Origin of the sequence: Sphingobium sp. C100, from assembly GCF_000508185.1 — a bacterium.
Taxonomy (GTDB): domain Bacteria; phylum Pseudomonadota; class Alphaproteobacteria; order Sphingomonadales; family Sphingomonadaceae; genus Sphingobium.
This window is the reverse complement of sequence record NZ_AYOY01000168.1, coordinates 1-15896: the sequence shown is the minus strand read 5'-3', so window position 1 is coordinate 15896 and position 15896 is coordinate 1. Positions and strand designations below refer to the sequence as shown.

The 15896-nt window shown below is 61.9% G+C and carries 16 protein-coding genes; 11 read left to right on the top strand and 5 right to left on the bottom strand.

Annotated elements, in window-relative coordinates; translation table 11 throughout:
* Positions 1-3: 3 nt before the first annotated feature.
* Positions 4-933 carry an NAD-dependent epimerase/dehydratase family protein gene (locus C100_RS40955; RefSeq protein WP_024020904.1) on the top strand — a complete coding sequence of 310 codons (930 nt, stop codon included), beginning with the start codon at positions 4-6 and terminating at the stop codon, positions 931-933.
* 13 nt (positions 934-946) lie between these two features.
* Positions 947-1963 carry a LysR family transcriptional regulator gene (locus C100_RS40950; protein ID WP_024020903.1) on the top strand — a complete coding sequence of 339 codons (1017 nt, stop codon included), beginning with the start codon at positions 947-949 and terminating at the stop codon, positions 1961-1963.
* On the opposite strand, the gene C100_RS40945 is transcribed toward C100_RS40950, so the two are convergent.
* Positions 1960-2400, bottom strand: a complete 441-nt coding sequence (locus C100_RS40945) for a winged helix-turn-helix transcriptional regulator (protein WP_024020902.1) — start codon at positions 2398-2400, stop codon at positions 1960-1962. The two genes, C100_RS40950 and C100_RS40945, sit on opposite strands and share 4 nt — an antisense overlap.
* 98 nt (positions 2401-2498) lie before the next feature.
* On the opposite strand from C100_RS40945, the gene C100_RS40940 reads away from it, so the two are divergent.
* The 4 genes from C100_RS40940 (at position 2499) to C100_RS40925 (ending at position 6451) form a co-directional block, all read left to right on the top strand.
* A complete protein-coding gene (locus tag C100_RS40940) occupies positions 2499-3308 on the top strand; it encodes an SDR family NAD(P)-dependent oxidoreductase (RefSeq protein ID WP_024020901.1) in 810 nt (269 codons plus the stop codon).
* A complete protein-coding gene (locus C100_RS40935) occupies positions 3305-4894 on the top strand; it encodes a phytoene desaturase family protein (RefSeq protein WP_024020900.1) in 1590 nt (529 codons plus the stop codon). The genes C100_RS40940 and C100_RS40935 overlap by 4 nt, the downstream gene beginning before the upstream one ends.
* The gene (locus C100_RS40930; protein ID WP_024020899.1) at positions 4891-5121 is read left to right on the top strand and encodes a hypothetical protein; all 231 of its coding nucleotides are present in this window, start codon (positions 4891-4893) and stop codon (positions 5119-5121) included. Before C100_RS40935 ends, C100_RS40930 begins: the two co-directional genes overlap by 4 nt.
* A 259-nt stretch (positions 5122-5380) precedes the next feature.
* A complete protein-coding gene (locus C100_RS40925) occupies positions 5381-6451 on the top strand; it encodes a VOC family protein (RefSeq protein ID WP_024020898.1) in 1071 nt (356 codons plus the stop codon).
* Between the two features lie 151 nt (positions 6452-6602).
* Here C100_RS40925 and C100_RS40920 read toward each other — a convergent pair whose 3' ends face one another.
* Both C100_RS40920 and C100_RS40915 read right to left on the bottom strand, forming a co-directional pair.
* Positions 6603-7010, bottom strand: coding sequence for a VOC family protein (locus C100_RS40920; RefSeq protein WP_024020897.1), 408 nt, complete (start codon positions 7008-7010; stop codon positions 6603-6605).
* Positions 7010-8173, bottom strand: coding sequence for an alpha/beta hydrolase (locus C100_RS40915; RefSeq protein ID WP_024020896.1), 1164 nt, complete (start codon positions 8171-8173; stop codon positions 7010-7012). The genes C100_RS40920 and C100_RS40915 overlap by 1 nt, the downstream gene beginning before the upstream one ends.
* 179 nt (positions 8174-8352) lie before the next feature.
* On the opposite strand from C100_RS40915, the gene C100_RS40910 reads away from it, so the two are divergent.
* The 3 genes from C100_RS40910 to C100_RS40900 are packed head-to-tail and all read left to right on the top strand — an operon-like array spanning position 8353 to position 10579.
* On the top strand, positions 8353-9312 hold the full coding sequence (locus C100_RS40910) for a fumarylacetoacetate hydrolase family protein (RefSeq protein ID WP_024020895.1): 960 nt from the start codon (positions 8353-8355) through the stop codon (positions 9310-9312).
* Positions 9309-9824 (top strand): cupin domain-containing protein, encoded by a 516-nt coding sequence (locus tag C100_RS40905; protein WP_024020894.1) that lies wholly within the window; start codon positions 9309-9311, stop codon positions 9822-9824. The genes C100_RS40910 and C100_RS40905 overlap by 4 nt, the downstream gene beginning before the upstream one ends.
* Complete coding sequence (locus tag C100_RS40900) at positions 9824-10579, top strand: SDR family NAD(P)-dependent oxidoreductase (RefSeq protein WP_024020893.1); 756 nt, start codon at positions 9824-9826, stop codon at positions 10577-10579. The genes C100_RS40905 and C100_RS40900 overlap by 1 nt, the downstream gene beginning before the upstream one ends.
* Before the next feature lie 473 nt (positions 10580-11052).
* On the opposite strand, the gene C100_RS40895 is transcribed toward C100_RS40900, so the two are convergent.
* Together C100_RS40895 and C100_RS40890 are read right to left on the bottom strand one after the other, a co-directional pair.
* Positions 11053-12219, bottom strand: a complete 1167-nt coding sequence (locus C100_RS40895; protein ID WP_031309936.1) for a DUF2235 domain-containing protein — start codon at positions 12217-12219, stop codon at positions 11053-11055.
* A 167-nt stretch (positions 12220-12386) separates the two neighbouring features.
* Positions 12387-12839 (bottom strand): MarR family winged helix-turn-helix transcriptional regulator, encoded by a 453-nt coding sequence (locus tag C100_RS40890; protein ID WP_024020891.1) that lies wholly within the window; start codon positions 12837-12839, stop codon positions 12387-12389.
* Between the two features lie 161 nt (positions 12840-13000).
* On the opposite strand from C100_RS40890, the gene hmgA reads away from it, so the two are divergent.
* Positions 13001-14293, top strand: a complete 1293-nt coding sequence (gene hmgA / locus C100_RS40885) for a homogentisate 1,2-dioxygenase (RefSeq protein WP_031309935.1) — start codon at positions 13001-13003, stop codon at positions 14291-14293.
* Entirely contained in the window at positions 14290-15582 is a 1293-nt protein-coding gene (fahA, locus tag C100_RS40880) for a fumarylacetoacetase (RefSeq protein WP_024020889.1), read from the top strand. Before hmgA ends, fahA begins: the two co-directional genes overlap by 4 nt.
* Positions 15583-15896: the final 314 nt, after the last annotated feature.

Here is a 15896-nt window from a genome sequence, read left to right as displayed (position 1 = left end):
CCCATGGCCATCATCGTGACCGGTGCGGGCGGCTTTGTAGGTCGTCAGATCGTGCAACGCCTGCTCGACGCGGGACAGTCCGTGGTCGGCATGGACACGGTGGCGACGGGCATCCCGACCGGCGCGCGAGCGGTAGCGGGCGACGTCTGCTTGCCCGCCGTCCGCGCGCAAGCCTTTCGCGACGGATGCGCTGCCCTCGTCCATCTCGCCACCGTGCCGGGCGGCGCGGCGGAGGCTGACCCCGCCGCCTCGCGCCGCGTCAATATCGACGCCATGTACGACCTGCTGGACGACGCCAAGGCAGCGGGCAACCGCCCGCGCATCGTCTATGCCAGCTCGATCGCGGTGTTCGGCGATCCGCTGCCCGCGGCCGGCGTGGACGACCGCACCCCGCTCGCCCCGCGCATGGTCTATGGCGGGCACAAGGCGATGATGGAAATTGCCGTTGCGATGATGCACAATCGCGGCGAGATAGAGGGCATATCGGTGCGCCTGCCCGGCATCCTCGCCCGCCCCAAGGGGCCAAGCGGCATGAAATCCGCCTTCATGAGCGACCTGTTCCATGCGCTTCGCGCTGGCGAAGCCTTCATCTGCCCGGTATCGACGGGCGCGACCATCTGGGCGCAATCGGTCAGCCGCTGCGCCGACAATCTGCTCCACGCCCTCACCATGGACGCAGCAAGGATGCCCGCCACCCGCGTCGTAACCTTGCCCGCCCAGCGCATCACCATGGGCGACCTCGCCGCCGAAATCGCGCGTCAGTGCAGCGTCTCGCCCGATCTCGTCACCTATCAGCCCAATGCCGCGCTGGAGGCTGCCTTCGGCGCCAATCCCCCGCTGGCCACTCCCGCGGCCGACCATGCGGGCTTTGCCCATGACGGCGATCCTGCTACACTGGTCGCACAGGCATTGTCGGTCATAGCGGCAGGCTGATCGGGAGACGGACATGCGCTTCGACAGGCTCGACCTCAATCTGCTGGTGGCGCTCGATGCGCTGCTCAACGAACGCAGCGTGAGCCTCGCGGCCGATCGCATTTGCCTCTCCCAATCGGCGACATCCTCGGCACTCGGTCGCCTGCGCGACTATTTCGCCGACGACCTGCTGGTGCAAAAGGGGCGCCAGATGGTGCTGACCGCCCGCGCCGAAGCTCTGGTAGAGCCGGTCCGCGCCGTGCTGGAACAGATCCGCTCGACCATTGCCGTATCCCCGCCCTTCGATCCCGCCACATCGGACCGGGTGATCCGCATCATGGCGTCGGACTATATCACCGAAGTCCTGCTCGCCGCCGCCATGACCGACCTGCAACAACAGGCGCCCGGCATGCGCTTCGAAATCCAGTCACTGACCGAAGTGTTGCTGGAGTCGCTGGAACGCGGCGCGATCGACCTGCTCATCACCATTGATTACGCCATCTCGGCCGACCACCCCAGCCAGATCCTGTTCGAGGATGACTATGTCGTCGTCGGCTGGAATGGCAATCCCGCCATGGCGGGCCCGATGACCAAGGAACTCTATTTCGAACTCGGCCACGTCACCGCCCGCTTCGGCCGCGCCCGCGTCTCCGCGTTCGAGGACTGGTTCGTGCGGCGGCAAAAGCGTCAGCGCCGGGTCGAGATCGTCACCCACAGCTTCCTGTCGCTGGCGGGCCTCGTCATTGGTTCCAACCGCATCGCCACGATGCACCGTCGCCTCGCGACCCGGATGGCGGCCTATCTGCCGCTGACCCTGCGCGAAGTGCCGATGGACATCCCGCCGATCCGCGAAGCGATCCAATGGCATATCTCCAGCGGCAATGATCCTGCAATACGCTGGGTCGTGGAACGGATCATTGCGGGCGCGCAAATGCCAGCGGTGCCGGTCAAAGACAATGCCGTCGTGTCGCTTGAAGAGGCCCGCGTCTCGCGCGAGGAACTGAGCGCAGAATTTCTCAGCCACGCCAATGCACAGGGCCGCAGCAGCTAATCCTCCGCCGCGTCGAACGCTGCTCGCGCCGTGATGATCCGCCCGTCATTGGCCTGCACCCAGCCTAGCAGCCGCCGCGCCTCACCCACCAGTCCCACGCCCAGCGGGGTCAGTGCATAGCCCACCTTGGGTGGTACGTCGGCGCTCACTGATCGCGCCACCAGCCCGTTACGCTCCAGCAACCGCAGTTTCAGCGTCAGCACCCGCTGCGAAATCCGCCCTTCCGCGCTCAGCCGGTCGAGCAACCGGCGCAACTCGGCATGGCGGAACGGCCCGATGTCCAGCAACAGCAGGATCAGCATCGACCAGCGATCGCCCAGCAGCCCGAACAGCGTGCGGATCGGCGCATCGCGCTCCACCCCATGCGCGGCCATCTCCCGTGCCAGCGCCGCCAGCCCCGCGCGGCAGCCCGCATCATATTCGTCGAAATCGCTCATTTTTTCCGCATCGGTCGAAGGCACAAAAAAGTGCCGTCTTCTCCCCTCTGTCGCGCACCTTATGATGCCCGTCGACAAGAGCAAGAGAGGAGAGGACGATGCAAACGGATGCGATCCGGCTCGACGGAAAAGTGGCCATCATTACCGGCGGCGCGGGCGGCATCGGCGCCGCGACCGCACGGCTGATGGCGGCGCGTGGCGCTCGGCTGGCGATCGCCGACATCGCCTTCGATGCGGCGCAAACACTGGCCGCCGACCTGCCCGAAGCGATCGCCATCGCGCTCGATCTGGAAAACGAAAGCTCGACCCAGGCCATGATCGCCACCACGGCCGCCCATTTCGGCCGCCTCGACATTCTCCACAATAATGCCGCGCTGCTCGGTCCCGATATCGCGCAACAGGATGGCGACATCGAACATATGCCCACCGCCTTGTGGGACCGCACCTATGCGGTCAACGCCCGCGGCACCATGATCGCCTGCCGCGCCGCGCTGCCCCATCTGCGCGCCACCCGCGGCAATATCGTGAACACCGTCAGCAACCTCGCCGTGCAGGGCCATATGATCCAGGCCGCCTACAGCTCGTCCAAGGCCGCCATCATCCAGATGACCCGCTCCATCGCCGCCAGCCACGGCATCCATGGCGTGCGCTGCAATGCGGTCGCGCCCGGCATGACGATGACGCCTGCTTTGCGCGCCGCCTTCCCCCCGTCGTTGCGCGAAGCGGTGGAGGCCGAAACCCTGCGCGATCAGCTGGGTGAACCCGAAGACATCGCCGAAGTGGCCGCTTTCCTCGCTTCCGACGCCGCCCGCAACATCACGGGTCAACTGATCGTGGCCGACGGCGGCTGCGCCAGCCACGTGCCCGGCATCGCCCAGTTCCGCGCCTTTCTTGGAGATCATGCATGAGCAATTACGACATCGTCGTCATGGGCGCGGGCCATAATGGCCTGACCGCCGCCGCCTATATGGCCAAGGCTGGCAAGAAAGTGCTGGTCCTCGAACGCAAGCCGCATTTCGGCGGCGGCGTATCGACCCGCGAACTGATCACACCGGGTTACTGGCATGACGAACATAGCAATGTTCACATCATGATTCAGGGCAACCCCATGATCCGCGAAGACGAACTGGGCCTGATTGGTCAATTCGGCCTCGAATATATCTATCCCGAACTGCCCCATGTCAGCATCTGGGACGATGGCACGGTCATGCGATCATGGAAGAATCTCGACCGCACATGTCAGGAAATCGCGCAGTTCAGCCCGCGCGACGCCGACGCCTATCGCCGCTTCGTGGAAATCAGCCAGGGCGTGTTGCCGATGTTCATGGGCGGCCTCTATGCGCCGCCCTTCCCGATGGGTGCTTTCGTGGCGATGATGGACCAGTCGGACGAAGGCCGCTTCCTGCTCGACGTGATGCAGCGTTCCGTGCTCGACGTGGTGAACCAATATTTCGAAAGCGATCGGCTCAAAATCCACATCATCCGCCTCGTCACCGAAAATCTCCAGATGCCCGACGAACTCGGCACCGGCATGGGCGCGCTGCTGATGCCCGGCATCATCCACACTTTTGGCGTATCGATGCCAAAGGGCGGATCGGGCGAACTCAGCAAGGCGCTGGTTCGCGCGATCGAACATCATGGCGGCGAAGTCCGCTGCAATGCAGAGGCGAAGCGCGTCATCGTCTCGTCCGGCAAGGCCGTCGGCCTTGAGCTCAGCGACGGCGAAACCTGCATGGCAAAGCATGGCGTGATCGGTGCGATTCACCCCCATATGCTGCGCAAATTCGTTGCTGAAACCGCCGAGCCCGTGTTGCAACGGGCCGAACGTGTGACGCCCTCCACCTTCTCGATCAACCTGCTGCACCTCGCGCTCAAGAAAAAGGCGAAGCTGAAATGGGTGGACGGGGAGGGCGGCGTCATGACCGAACTGCTCCAGACCCACACGATGCGCGACATGCTGCTCGACTATGACCATCTGCGGCGTGGCGTAGTGCCACCCCGCCGCCTGATCGCAGGCGGAGACAACACATCCAACGACCCCAGCCGCGCGCCGGCCGGGGGCGGCGTCTTCTATGGCGTCACCTTCGCGCCCTATGACCTGCACGACGGCGGCCCCGCCGCATGGGACCGGATGAAGGAGAAGATCGCGGAAGAAAGTTTAGCGCAATATCGCTTGTTCTTCTCCAATCTGGACGAGGATAATATCATCGGGCGACTGGTCCGCTCCCCGCTTGACCATGAACGCGACAGCCCGGCCAGTTTCGTCAAGGGTGACATCCATGGTTGCGCACCCTTCATGTATCAGAGCGTTGGCCACCGCCCGACCCCCGACCTCGGCGATCTGCGCGTGCCGGGGATTGAAGGCCTTTATCTCGTCGGTCCCTTCATGCATCCGGGCGGCGGCGTCTTCGGCGCAGGCCGCGCCACAGCGATCCAGATGATGGACGATCTCGGCATGGATTATGACAAGGTCTGCACAGGAGCGGTGCGATGAATACAGCCAAGCCCCCGGTCATGAAAATCCTCGACGCACAGGACAAGGAACTGATGACAGTCCGCAAGATCGAGCGCGACGGCAACGCCCTCATCATCCGCGGCAAGATTTTCGGCGCAATGCCGATGGTCGCCAAACTCACTCCCAGCGAAGCCCGCGCGGCGTTCAGGCTGCTGGACGCGCGAACGCTCTGGTTCCTGCTCACCCTCCTGTTCCGCAAGGGATAGGCTTGCCTCCCCCTCCTTTGGATGGGGGAGTGCTTTGATATCCGTTCCTTTCGAGCCAAGCCGAGAAACCGTGGCGCGGTGTTTCTCGACTTCGCTGGAAACGAGCGGAAGTTGCTTGGTCAAACTGAAGTCATCGCGTTCCAAAAAAGGCGGCGCAATCCCCCCAACCTATCCGCCCCACCGATAGGAGCCTCCCATGAAATGCGTTTCTGCTGGCGTCCTACCACCGCCACTATGACGCTCAGGATGAGGAGTCATTATGAGTATATTGGGCGTTGAAAGCGCGATCTTCGGGGTCGCCGATCTGGCGGAACATACCAGATTCTGGACCGATTTCGGCCTGCCGCTTGAACAGGCGAGCGATGATGAGGCGACCTTCCGGCTCGCCTCCGGCTCGCGCATCATTCTCTACCGCCATGGCGACGCGCGGCTGCCCTCGCCCGACCCCTTTCCCGGCGATGGCCTGAAGGAAACCGTCTGGGGCGTGGAATCCGCGCAGGAGTTGGACCGCATCGCCGCCAGTCTCGCCACAGAGGTCACCCTCCGCCGCGACGAAGACGGCACTGCGCATTGCACCTGCCCCGATGGCCAGCCCATCGCCCTGCGCGTCTGGGCCAAGCGCCCGGTGGTCAGCGAAGCCAGCCCGGTCAACACGCCGGGCCATTATCCCCGTTTCAACCAGCATCGCATCTGGCGTCGCCGCGCCATTCCCAAAACGATCAACCATGTCGTCTTCTTCTCACCGGACTATGTCGGCAGCTTCGAATTTTACGAACGCCATATGGGCTTTCGCTATGTCGATCATAGCAAGGGCACGGGCATTTTTTCCCGCGCCGACGGCACGTTCGAACATCATTCGATCTTCTGGGTGAATTGCGACCTGCCCATCGCGCCCGATCATTTCAAGTTCATGCACATCGCCTTTGGCATGGACGACATCGACGAAGTGATGCTCGGAGCGAACCAGATGGAGGCCAAAGGCTGGAAAAACGCGACCATGAACAGCTCCGGTGGCATATCCCGTCACCGTATTTCGTCGGCCATCTATTATTATTGCGACATGCCGGGCAAAGCGGGGGAGGCCGAATATCACGCCGACACCGACTATCTGGACGACAACTGGGTGCCTCGCGCCTGGGATTTCCGGTTCGGGTCATTGCTTTGGTCGAATAACGCCCCCCCCATCTTCCGGGGCGACAATATCCCCTGGGACATGACGTTCGACGCTGACCGCGCCAGCTTCGAACCTTTCCGCAAGACCCGGCCGGGCAAGTTGCCGGTGAACGGCAAGCTGGCTGACATCACCGAAGCGGATGAACACGCCCTCTGAACGCCTGCCGGGCGCCATCCTGTTCTATTTAGCATGTGGCTGATCGGCAGGATGGCAGTTTTTGGCGGCGTCGCCAGCGTTGCGTAATTTAACTTCGAACTTTTGTCTAAAATATCGAGATTACCGTGAAACATGAAAGTTAGCCCCGTTTCTACGGATTTGCTTCCTCGACAAATTCGATCAGATTACCTGCGCAGTCGTGCAGGAAGCACCCCTTGCCGAACGCCTCCCGCACCACGAAAGCGACATCGGCGCCCTTGCCCTCCATCTCGGTCAGAAACGCCTCCAGATCCTCGACCCGGAACGCGACATGCTTGTTGCCATGGGTCTTGATGTCGGACGGCGGATGCCGCCGCTCATCGGGTAAAGGCGCGGCGCCCTCCACCTCGAACAGCTCGAACCGCAGCGGCCCCTTGCGTATCATCGCAGTATGGGATCGCGCCGCCGCGATATAGAAACGCTTCTCGACCTCGAACCCCAACACCCGGCCATACCAGTCGATCGCCTCATCCAGGCTGGGTACGCTCACCCCGCCATGGTGGAATGTGAACTCAGCCATCACCCCATCTCCGCAAACGTCTCTGCGCACCAGTCGGCGATGTAGTCACGCATCCCGGTGCCATTGTCCGCGCCGCAATGCTCGACCTCGAAATCCGCTTTAGTAAACATTCGCAAAGTCCGCTTGGGCGAATGGACCGCCTGATCATAGCTCAGATGTGCGTTATAGGCCGGGATCTGCCGGTCATTCTCGCCATGGGTAATCAGGAAGGGAACCCTGATCTTCTCCACCTGTCCGTCCAGCGTGATCTGGTCGGCATAGGTCAGGAAACCGTCGCGCCCGCCGCTCTCGACGTCGAAACCGAACACCCACATCACATGGTCCCAATAATGGGGCACGGGATTTTCGCCCTCGTTTGCGATCCGCTCGCGCTGGCGCTGACCCCACACATGGTTCGCGCCCATCACCGCGCACAGCGCGTAGCGCGGATCATTGGCCGCAATACGCGGCGCATGATAACCACCGAAGGACAGGCCGAAAATACCGATCTTGCTGTGGACTACATCGCTGCGCGTCAGCAGATAGTCGAAAGCAGGCGATCCCCAGCGTTCGGCATCGAACACCGCAGGCAGCCCCCGGCTGCGGATCGCCTCACCCGTCCCCGGCTGGTCCACGAACAGGGTATTGATCCCGCGCTCCAGATTGGCCGCCCCATGGCCCGCCATATTGACCTGTTCCTTCATGGAATCGAGGCCGTTCACCGACACCAGAGTCGGGCGCGGCGTACCGGAACCGTCATGCACGAAGATCGCGCTATAGGCGCTGCCCTCATAGGGTATCTCGACATAATCGACATGCAGCCCGCGCAGCGCCGAGCCCTTGCGATAAAGATCCAGCCCCCTGGCATAGGCGGCCCAGCGCGGCGCATAATCACGGCTCTGCATCCGTTCGGCGGCGAGATAATAGCCTGAAGCGCGCAGATATTTGGTCCCCGCCGACAGCGCATAGCCTGCCTCCTCGTCCACAGCCCCATTAGCCGCAACCTGATTGGCCACTGCGATCCAGCTATCGAACATCATCGCACTGCCCGCGTCCGCACCGCCTTTGGCCGCTTCCCTGATCGGCCGGTTCGCCTCGTCGATTTCGCCATGATTGCCGCCGCACACTAGCGCCAGATTGGTGGCGAGATTCCAGACGTAATTTCCGGGGAATGGCTCGAACATGCAGATCCTCTCGACGTTACGCCATCAGCCTGCAGGCAGCGGCATTCATCGCGCCAAAGACCCCTGTGCGGCGCAGCGATCAAATTGAATTTGTGGAACCCGCCTATCCATAGATTGGCTTTGACCGGCACAGTGCTCTGTCCCATCGCCTAGGATCAACAAGGATGAGAGGAGAGGCCATGCGGCTGGCGACGCTAAACGATGGAAGCAAGGATGGGCGGCTGATCCTCCTGTCGCCCGATGGCGCATATTATGCGCAGGCGCCGCTGGCCACGCTGCAAGCGGCGCTGGATGGCTGGGACGCTGCCGCCGCCGCGCTCGCTGCGATCACCGACTTCCCGAATCCGCTCGATCCGTCCGCGTTGACTGCGCCCTTGCCGCGGGCCTGGCAATGGCTCGACGGCTCCGCCTTCGAAAGCCATGGCGCACTGATGGACAAGGTGCTGGGCGTCACGCCCGAAAAGACCGGCAGTCCGCTGATGTATCAGGGCCTTTCAGATCGCTTTTACGGTGCGCACGATGACGTCCCCATGCCCGATGAAGCGCTGGGTATCGATTTCGAGGGCGAGTTCGGTGTCATCGTTGACAATGTGCCGATGGGCGTCACCCCGGATGAGGCGATGGGCCATATCCGCTTGATCGTCCAGATCAACGATTGGTCGCTACGCGCGCTTGCGGGTCCGGAAATGAAGAGCGGCTTTGGCTGGGTACAGGCCAAGCCTGCCTGCACCATGGCGCCGATCGCGGTGACACCCGACGAACTGGGCGACGGCTGGCGCGACGGTCGGGTGTGCATGGATTTACTGATTGACTGGAACGGTCAGCGGTTCGGCGCTGCCAATGGCGCGCCGATGGCTTTTGGCTTCCATGATCTCGTCGCCCATGCCGCCCGTACCCGTCAGTTGGTCGCTGGCACAGTCATCGGGTCGGGCACCGTTTCCAACCCGAATTTTCGCGAAGTCGGATCGTCCTGCATCGCGGAGCGGCGCGGGATAGAGATTGTGGACGAGGGGGCAGCCCGCACCGCCTTCATGCAATTTGGCGACCGCGTTCGCATGGAAGGCCGCTTGCCAGACGGTAGCGCGCCTTTCGGCATCATCGACCAGCAAGTCGTGGCTTATACAGGAGAGCAAGCATGACAGACCTCAGCGATTCCGGTCTGCCGCTGGTCCAGCGTGTTGTCACCGGCCATGACGCCGCCGGCCGCGCCATCTTCAAATCCGAAGATCTCGCTCCAACGCGCATGATTTCTTCGGGCGACGCCGCCTTTTTGCTGCTGTGGACAACCCCAACCGTGCCCGCCGACAATAATGACGAAACTGACGGACGACTGCGCGACGCGGGTCTGACCCTCAACCAGGGGTCGGTAATCCGCATCGTGGATATGTTGCCGGGCAAGCAGTCGCCGATGCACCGCACAAACAGCATCGACTATGGTATTATCCTGTCGGGCGAAGTCGAGCTGGAACTGGATGATGGCCGCAAGACGATAGTGCGTGAGGGCGGGATCATCATCCAGCGCGGCACCAATCATTTGTGGCGGAACATCAGCGACAAACCCTGTCGCATCGCCTTCATCTTGATTGAGGCGCCGGCCTATCTCCATGACGGCCAGCCACTCCCAGAAGACAAGCCCGAGAACAAGCATTGATGGGCTTGTTCGACCTCAGCGGCAAAGTTGCAATTGTCACCGGATCGACGCGCGGTATCGGCCTTGCGATCGCCCGCGCGTTTCGAAATCAGGGCGCAGGGGTCGTGATTTCGAGCGAAAATGCTGGAGATAGCGCGCAGGTCGGGCGAGATCTCGATACACTTGCCATCCCAGCCGACGTAGCGGACGATGCCCAACTCGTCGCCCTGGTCCAAAGGACGATCAATCATTTCGGACGACTGGACATTCTCGTCTGCAACGCCGGGATCACCGGTCGACCAGGTCCGTTCGCGACCATCGACATGGATGATTATGACCGGGTGATGGCGGTCAATCTGCGTAGCCAGATACGATTGTGCAACCTGGCGTTGCCTCAAATCGCGTCGGTCGGCGGTGGCGCGGCGATACTTGTGTCCAGCCTGTCCGGGCTGCGTGGCAATGGCGCGATCAATGCCTACGCCCTTGCCAAAGCGGGGGTGGCGCAACTCGCCCGCAATCTCGCGGTCGAATGGGGACCCCGCAACGTCCGCGTGAATGCGCTTTCGCCTGGCTTCATTCGCACCGAATTGTCGATGCCCTTGCTGGCCGACGCTGGCTTCATGGCCCGAAGGATGCAGATGACCCCGCTGCGTCGCCCTGGAGAGGTCGACGAGGTCGCAGGAGCGGCGATCTTCCTCGCATCGCCTGCTGGTGCTTTCGTGACCGGCCATAATCTGGTGGTCGACGGCGGCACTCTTGTCACCGACGGCGGTTGATCAGGTAGCCGAGCCAATCGACAATCCCAGCTCCTTTAACGGTCCAGCCATTCCTTTGGCTCGGGCGTCCTCTGGCAACGTCTTTGGGAACTCACGTCGAAGATCCTGGTGCTCGATCTTCCGAATCCGTCGGCGAGTATTACAGCAACTACGTCGCGAGACATGACCCCTCATTTTTTTAATTAACGATATGTCCGCTATATTCTGATCCTGTCCCCGCAACCGCAACAACACACGCACACACAACAGCCCGGCAAACAGCCGGGCTTTTCCGCATCCTACAAAAACGCGCGCAATCGCCCCGACACCGCGTCACCGTAAACCGATCATCGCCATCTGACGCCGATATCCCCCCTCGCCTCGATGACAGGCCGCATCAATCCACTGCGGGAGGGGCATTGTGCACGCGCCGACTCCGCACCCCTGCCCGTCTACCCGCTTCCAACCGCCTTAACCTCAAATTCAACCGTTATTCAGTCTTCGACGGTGAAAATCCTGGGTATATTGGCAGCCCGATAGTCCAGCCTGTCTCGACGCTCGATAACCGAGGCATGAAGTCGCGATCCAGGCGGTATGTGCCGTCGTTCGAACAATGGTAAGATCAGGCCCAATATTGACAGGCGCGACGAGCCGGCCGGCTTTCGTCGCGGCACGAACTCAAGCAAGGCCCAGCCAAGCGTCATCGTCTCATGGGCTTGGCCCAGCGGATCAGGCCGCTGATATCGGATCCCGTCGGGCTCGCCCATCACGACGCTATTTATGCTCTGCTGCCGAAATCTGAGGTCGCAGCCTTTTGCCTGCTCGATCATCCAGACAAGTGGCACCTTGCATAGGGCGCTTTGCCCCTCGGGATAGCCGCCGCCTACGTCGCCATGACCGCCGGCGAACCAGACCTCAGCAACGTCCTGAGGTTTCGCGGCTGATTTGTTGAACGGGTTCCCCCTATATTGCTGATCGGCGGGCCACAGTCTCGGACGGAACATGGTTCGCCGCTCATCTATCGCTACTGCATGGGCGACCGATTCAACGCTGGCATTTCGGCTGGTGAAGGCATGGGATTTGAGCCTGATGCCAAAACGGCCACTCTCGATCACCGAGGCAACCGTATCGAAGAGGCCCAGCATCCGTATTGGCGGCCGATCCGTATTGAGGATGCGCTCGTAAAGGCGCATTTCAGCAAAGGCCTCCAGCTTTGCATCTTCACCGATCCGCTTATAGGCCCGGTAGACATAATCCAGCAGGTTGAGGTTCCGTCGCTCGATCAGCCCGGCCGCATGAATGAAACCAGCCAGCACGCGAGCCGAATAGGCTCCGCGGCTGAACCCCAGAATATAGATCCGGTCTCGCTCACCGCCTTCGCCAGCCTGCTTTCCATCTTCATAATTTTCGACGATGAAGCGATAGGCTTCCTTCACATTATGATCGAGGCCCCACCCGGTCGCGAGACCCCAGATTTCATGGGCCTTTCGCCAGCAACGCGACCATGCGCCCTCGGCGCCAAAAGTGCCGACGCCGGGGTCATAATAGACGAGTTGCTCTGCATCCTTGGTCAACACCCCGTAGAGGCGCAGAATGTTGGTCCGGTCGCTTGCGATCTCGTTCGACGTGCCGTCAAGCAGGATGACGATGCTTTTGGGCATGAAGGACAATCCTTTTCGGAATTGGACCGAGGCAGCTCAGCGATGGCTACGCTGAATATATCCATAGCATTGTTGAGGCCTCTTTACCTGACTCAGATGGGCGGAATAGTCATAAGCAGCGGTCGGCGCCCAACGATATGCATTGGCCCCATGGCGATTTGCCCGTTTCATATCGCGCCATCGAGAACGATCTCGTCGATCCGTCGCAACATCGATTCAAACTGCGCAATTTCATTTTCGCTGAAGCGGCTGAAAATCCTGTGTTCCAGTTCCAGCGCCTTGGGAACGATCGCCCGGTAAAGTTCGTGGCCGGCAGGGGTCAGCGTCAGCAGGTGTGAGCGCTGGTCCGCCCGGTGGGGTTGTCGCGCCAGGAGGTGGCGATCGATCAGGCTGGCTGCGGCGCGACTGACGGTCACCTTGTCCATGCGCGTTTTCAGCCCGATCGCCTGCTGGGTGATGCCTTCGGGGTTTTCGGCGACGACTGCGATCAGGCGCCACTCTGGGATACGCAGCCCAAAAAGCGCCTCATAGGCGCTCGCCACCGTCTCGCTGACCAGGTTCGTGGTGAAGGATAGCCGATAGGGCAGAAATTTGTCGAGCATGAGGGATCGCTGGTTCATGCAGGATCGTATCATTTGACACCAGTTGCGCAACGACGCTATTAGTTGCAAATGAAACTATATCATCGTTGCCAAAGATGGGCCGGCACGAAGGAGAGCGGATGACCAAGATGCAGAATGTCCATGGCCGTGATGGGAACGCCGGGGCGAGCATTGACATGATGCCCGGCTTTGGCAACCATTTCGTCAGCGAAGCCGTACCCGGCGCGCTCCCTGTCGGCCGCAATTCGCCGCAGGTCGTGCCCTTTGGCCTCTATGCGGAGCAGCTGTCGGGCACCGCCTTCACCGCGCCACGGGCCGAAAACCGGCGCAGCTGGCTGTACCGGCTCCGGCCGGCGGCCCAACACCCCGCCTATCGCCCCTATGACCGGGCATCGCGGCTGGCGTCCGGCCCGCTCCACGACATGCCGCCCTCGCCCAACCGGTTGCGCTGGAACCCCTTGCCGCTGCCGACCGAACCGACGGATTTCGTCGACGGGCTTGTGACTTATTGCGGTAATGGCGATGTCGCTACAGCTGTCGGGTTCGCTGTCCATCTTTACGCTTGCAACCGGTCGATGGACGGCCGCGCCTTCTTCAACGCGGACGGTGAAATGCTGATCGTGCCACAGGAGGGCGCGCTCGACATCGTAACCGAGATGGGGCGTTTTGCGCTTGAACCGTTGCAGATCGCGGTCATACCGCGCGGCGTTCGTTTCCGCGTCGGCCTGTGCGGCAAAACCGCGCGTGGCTATGTGTGCGAAAATTATGGGGCGCCCTTCCGTCTGCCCGACCTTGGACCGATCGGCTCCAACGGCCTCGCCAATCCGCGCGACTTCGAAACGCCGACGGCCTGGTTCGAGGATGTCGATGCGCCGGTCGAACTGATCCAGAAATTCCAGGGGGGTCTCTGGGCCACCCGGTTGCGGCATTCGCCCTTCGACGTCGTGGGCTGGCACGGCAATCTCGCACCTTGCCGCTATGATCTTCGCCGTTTCAATACCATCAATTCAGTGAGTTACGATCATCCCGATCCCTCAATCTTCACCGTGTTGACGAGCCCCAGCGATACCCCCGGCACCGCCAATTGCGACTTCGTCATCTTCCCGCCGCGATGGGTCGTTGCCGAAGAGACGTTTCGCCCGCCCTGGTTCCACCGCAACATCATGAGCGAATTTATGGGCCTGATCACGGGCGCCTACGACGCCAAGGCCGGCGGTTTCGCGCCGGGCGGCGCATCCCTGCACAACCAGATGGCCAGTCATGGACCGGACCGGGCGAGCTATGAGGCGGCCATCGCGGCCACCCTCGCGCCGCACAGGATAGAGGCGAGCATGGCCTTCATGTTCGAAAGTCGTTTCCCCTTCCGCCCTACACGCATCGCCCTTGAAGCGGATTTCGCACAACCCGATTATGACGACTGCTGGGACGGATTTCGCAAAGCACAGATAGAGTTTGGAGAGGATGCCGCATGAGCCAGATCGATGAAACCCATGCCCCCGACCTGAAAAGCTGGGTTGAGGATGCGAACGGCCATCCCGATTTCCCGATCCAGAATCTGCCGCTCGGCATATTCTCGCCACCAGGTGAAGGTCCGCGCGCGGGCGTCGCGGTGGGCGACCATATTCTCGACCTGAAGGCGATCGGCGACAGCCTGCCTGCGGCAATCCGCCCGGCGCTGGTGGACGAGCATCTCAATAGCCTCCTAGGTCTGCCGGCCGCGACGCGGCGCGCGTTGCGTCGGCGGGTATCGACGCTGCTGTCTGACGAGGGGGCCAGGGCGGCCGTCGCGCCGGCACTTTATAAGGTTGCTCATTGCACGCTCCATCTTCCCGCGCGCATCGGCGATTATACCGACTTCTATGTCGGCATTCATCACGCCACCAATGTCGGCACCTTGTTCCGCCCCGACAACCCGCTGCTGCCCAACTATAAATATGTGCCGATCGGCTATCATGGGCGCGCCTCGTCAATCCGGCCGTCAGCCGTTCCCGTCGTCCGACCCAGGGGACAGGCCAAGGGACCGGCCGACAGCGAACCGCGCTTCGGTCCGTCGCAGCGGCTCGACTATGAGCTGGAGCTTGGCATCTGGATCGGGGAGGGCAATGTGCTCGGCGACGCTATCCCGATCGGGGCGGCGACGGATCATATTGCCGGTTTCTGCCTGCTCAACGACTGGTCCGCGCGCGATTTCCAGGCTTGGGAATATGTCCCGCTCGGACCGTTCCTCGCCAAGAATTTCCATTCCACTATCTCGCCCTGGGTGGTGACGGCCGAGGCGCTGGCACCTTTCCATATTGCGCAGCCGCCCCGGACGGAAGGCGATCCTGCGCCCTTGCCCTATCTTTGGGACGCGCAGGACCAGGCGAGCGGCGCCTATGCGCTGGATCTGCGCGTCTATATCTCGACGGAGCGGATGCGCGAGGCTGGCCGGCCGCCCTTCCGCCTCAGCGAAGGTACGGCCGCGAACATGTATTGGACCGCTGCGCAGATCGTCACCCACCATGCATCCAATGGCTGCAACCTCAATCCCGGCGATCTGCTGGGCACGGGCACCATTTCCGGCCCGGACCGGTCGGCGCTGGGGAGCCTGCTGGAAATTACGCGCGGCGGGGCAGAGCCGGTCGATCTGCCTTCAGGCGAGCGACGCACGTTCCTGGAAGACGGCGACGAGATCATATTAGAGGCGCGGGCGCATCGGGACGGCTTTGCATCGATCGGCTTTGGCGAATGTCGCGCCCGCATCCTCCCCGTACGTGGCTGACGATGATGATGGTGCAAAAAAAGCCCCGCCGGCATAGGCCGGCAGGGCCGAGGTTCAGGGAGGGTCACTCCAAAGGGGAAGAAGTGACAAGACCGAAATAGGTCGGTGCGATGAATGTTCAATGACTGAGCGCCCAAAAATGCGGCAGAGAGACGGGACGGGCTGACCGGCGTGGCCGGCACCAATCAGAATCCCAGCATTATCCCTTTCTCTTCCGGCCGATTGATCGAAATAGGAGAGATTCCTTTTCCGATCCGAGCCGCAGTCAGGGGAGGTGTCTACTCCCTCCAATCACAGTTTTTCGGTAAGTTCGG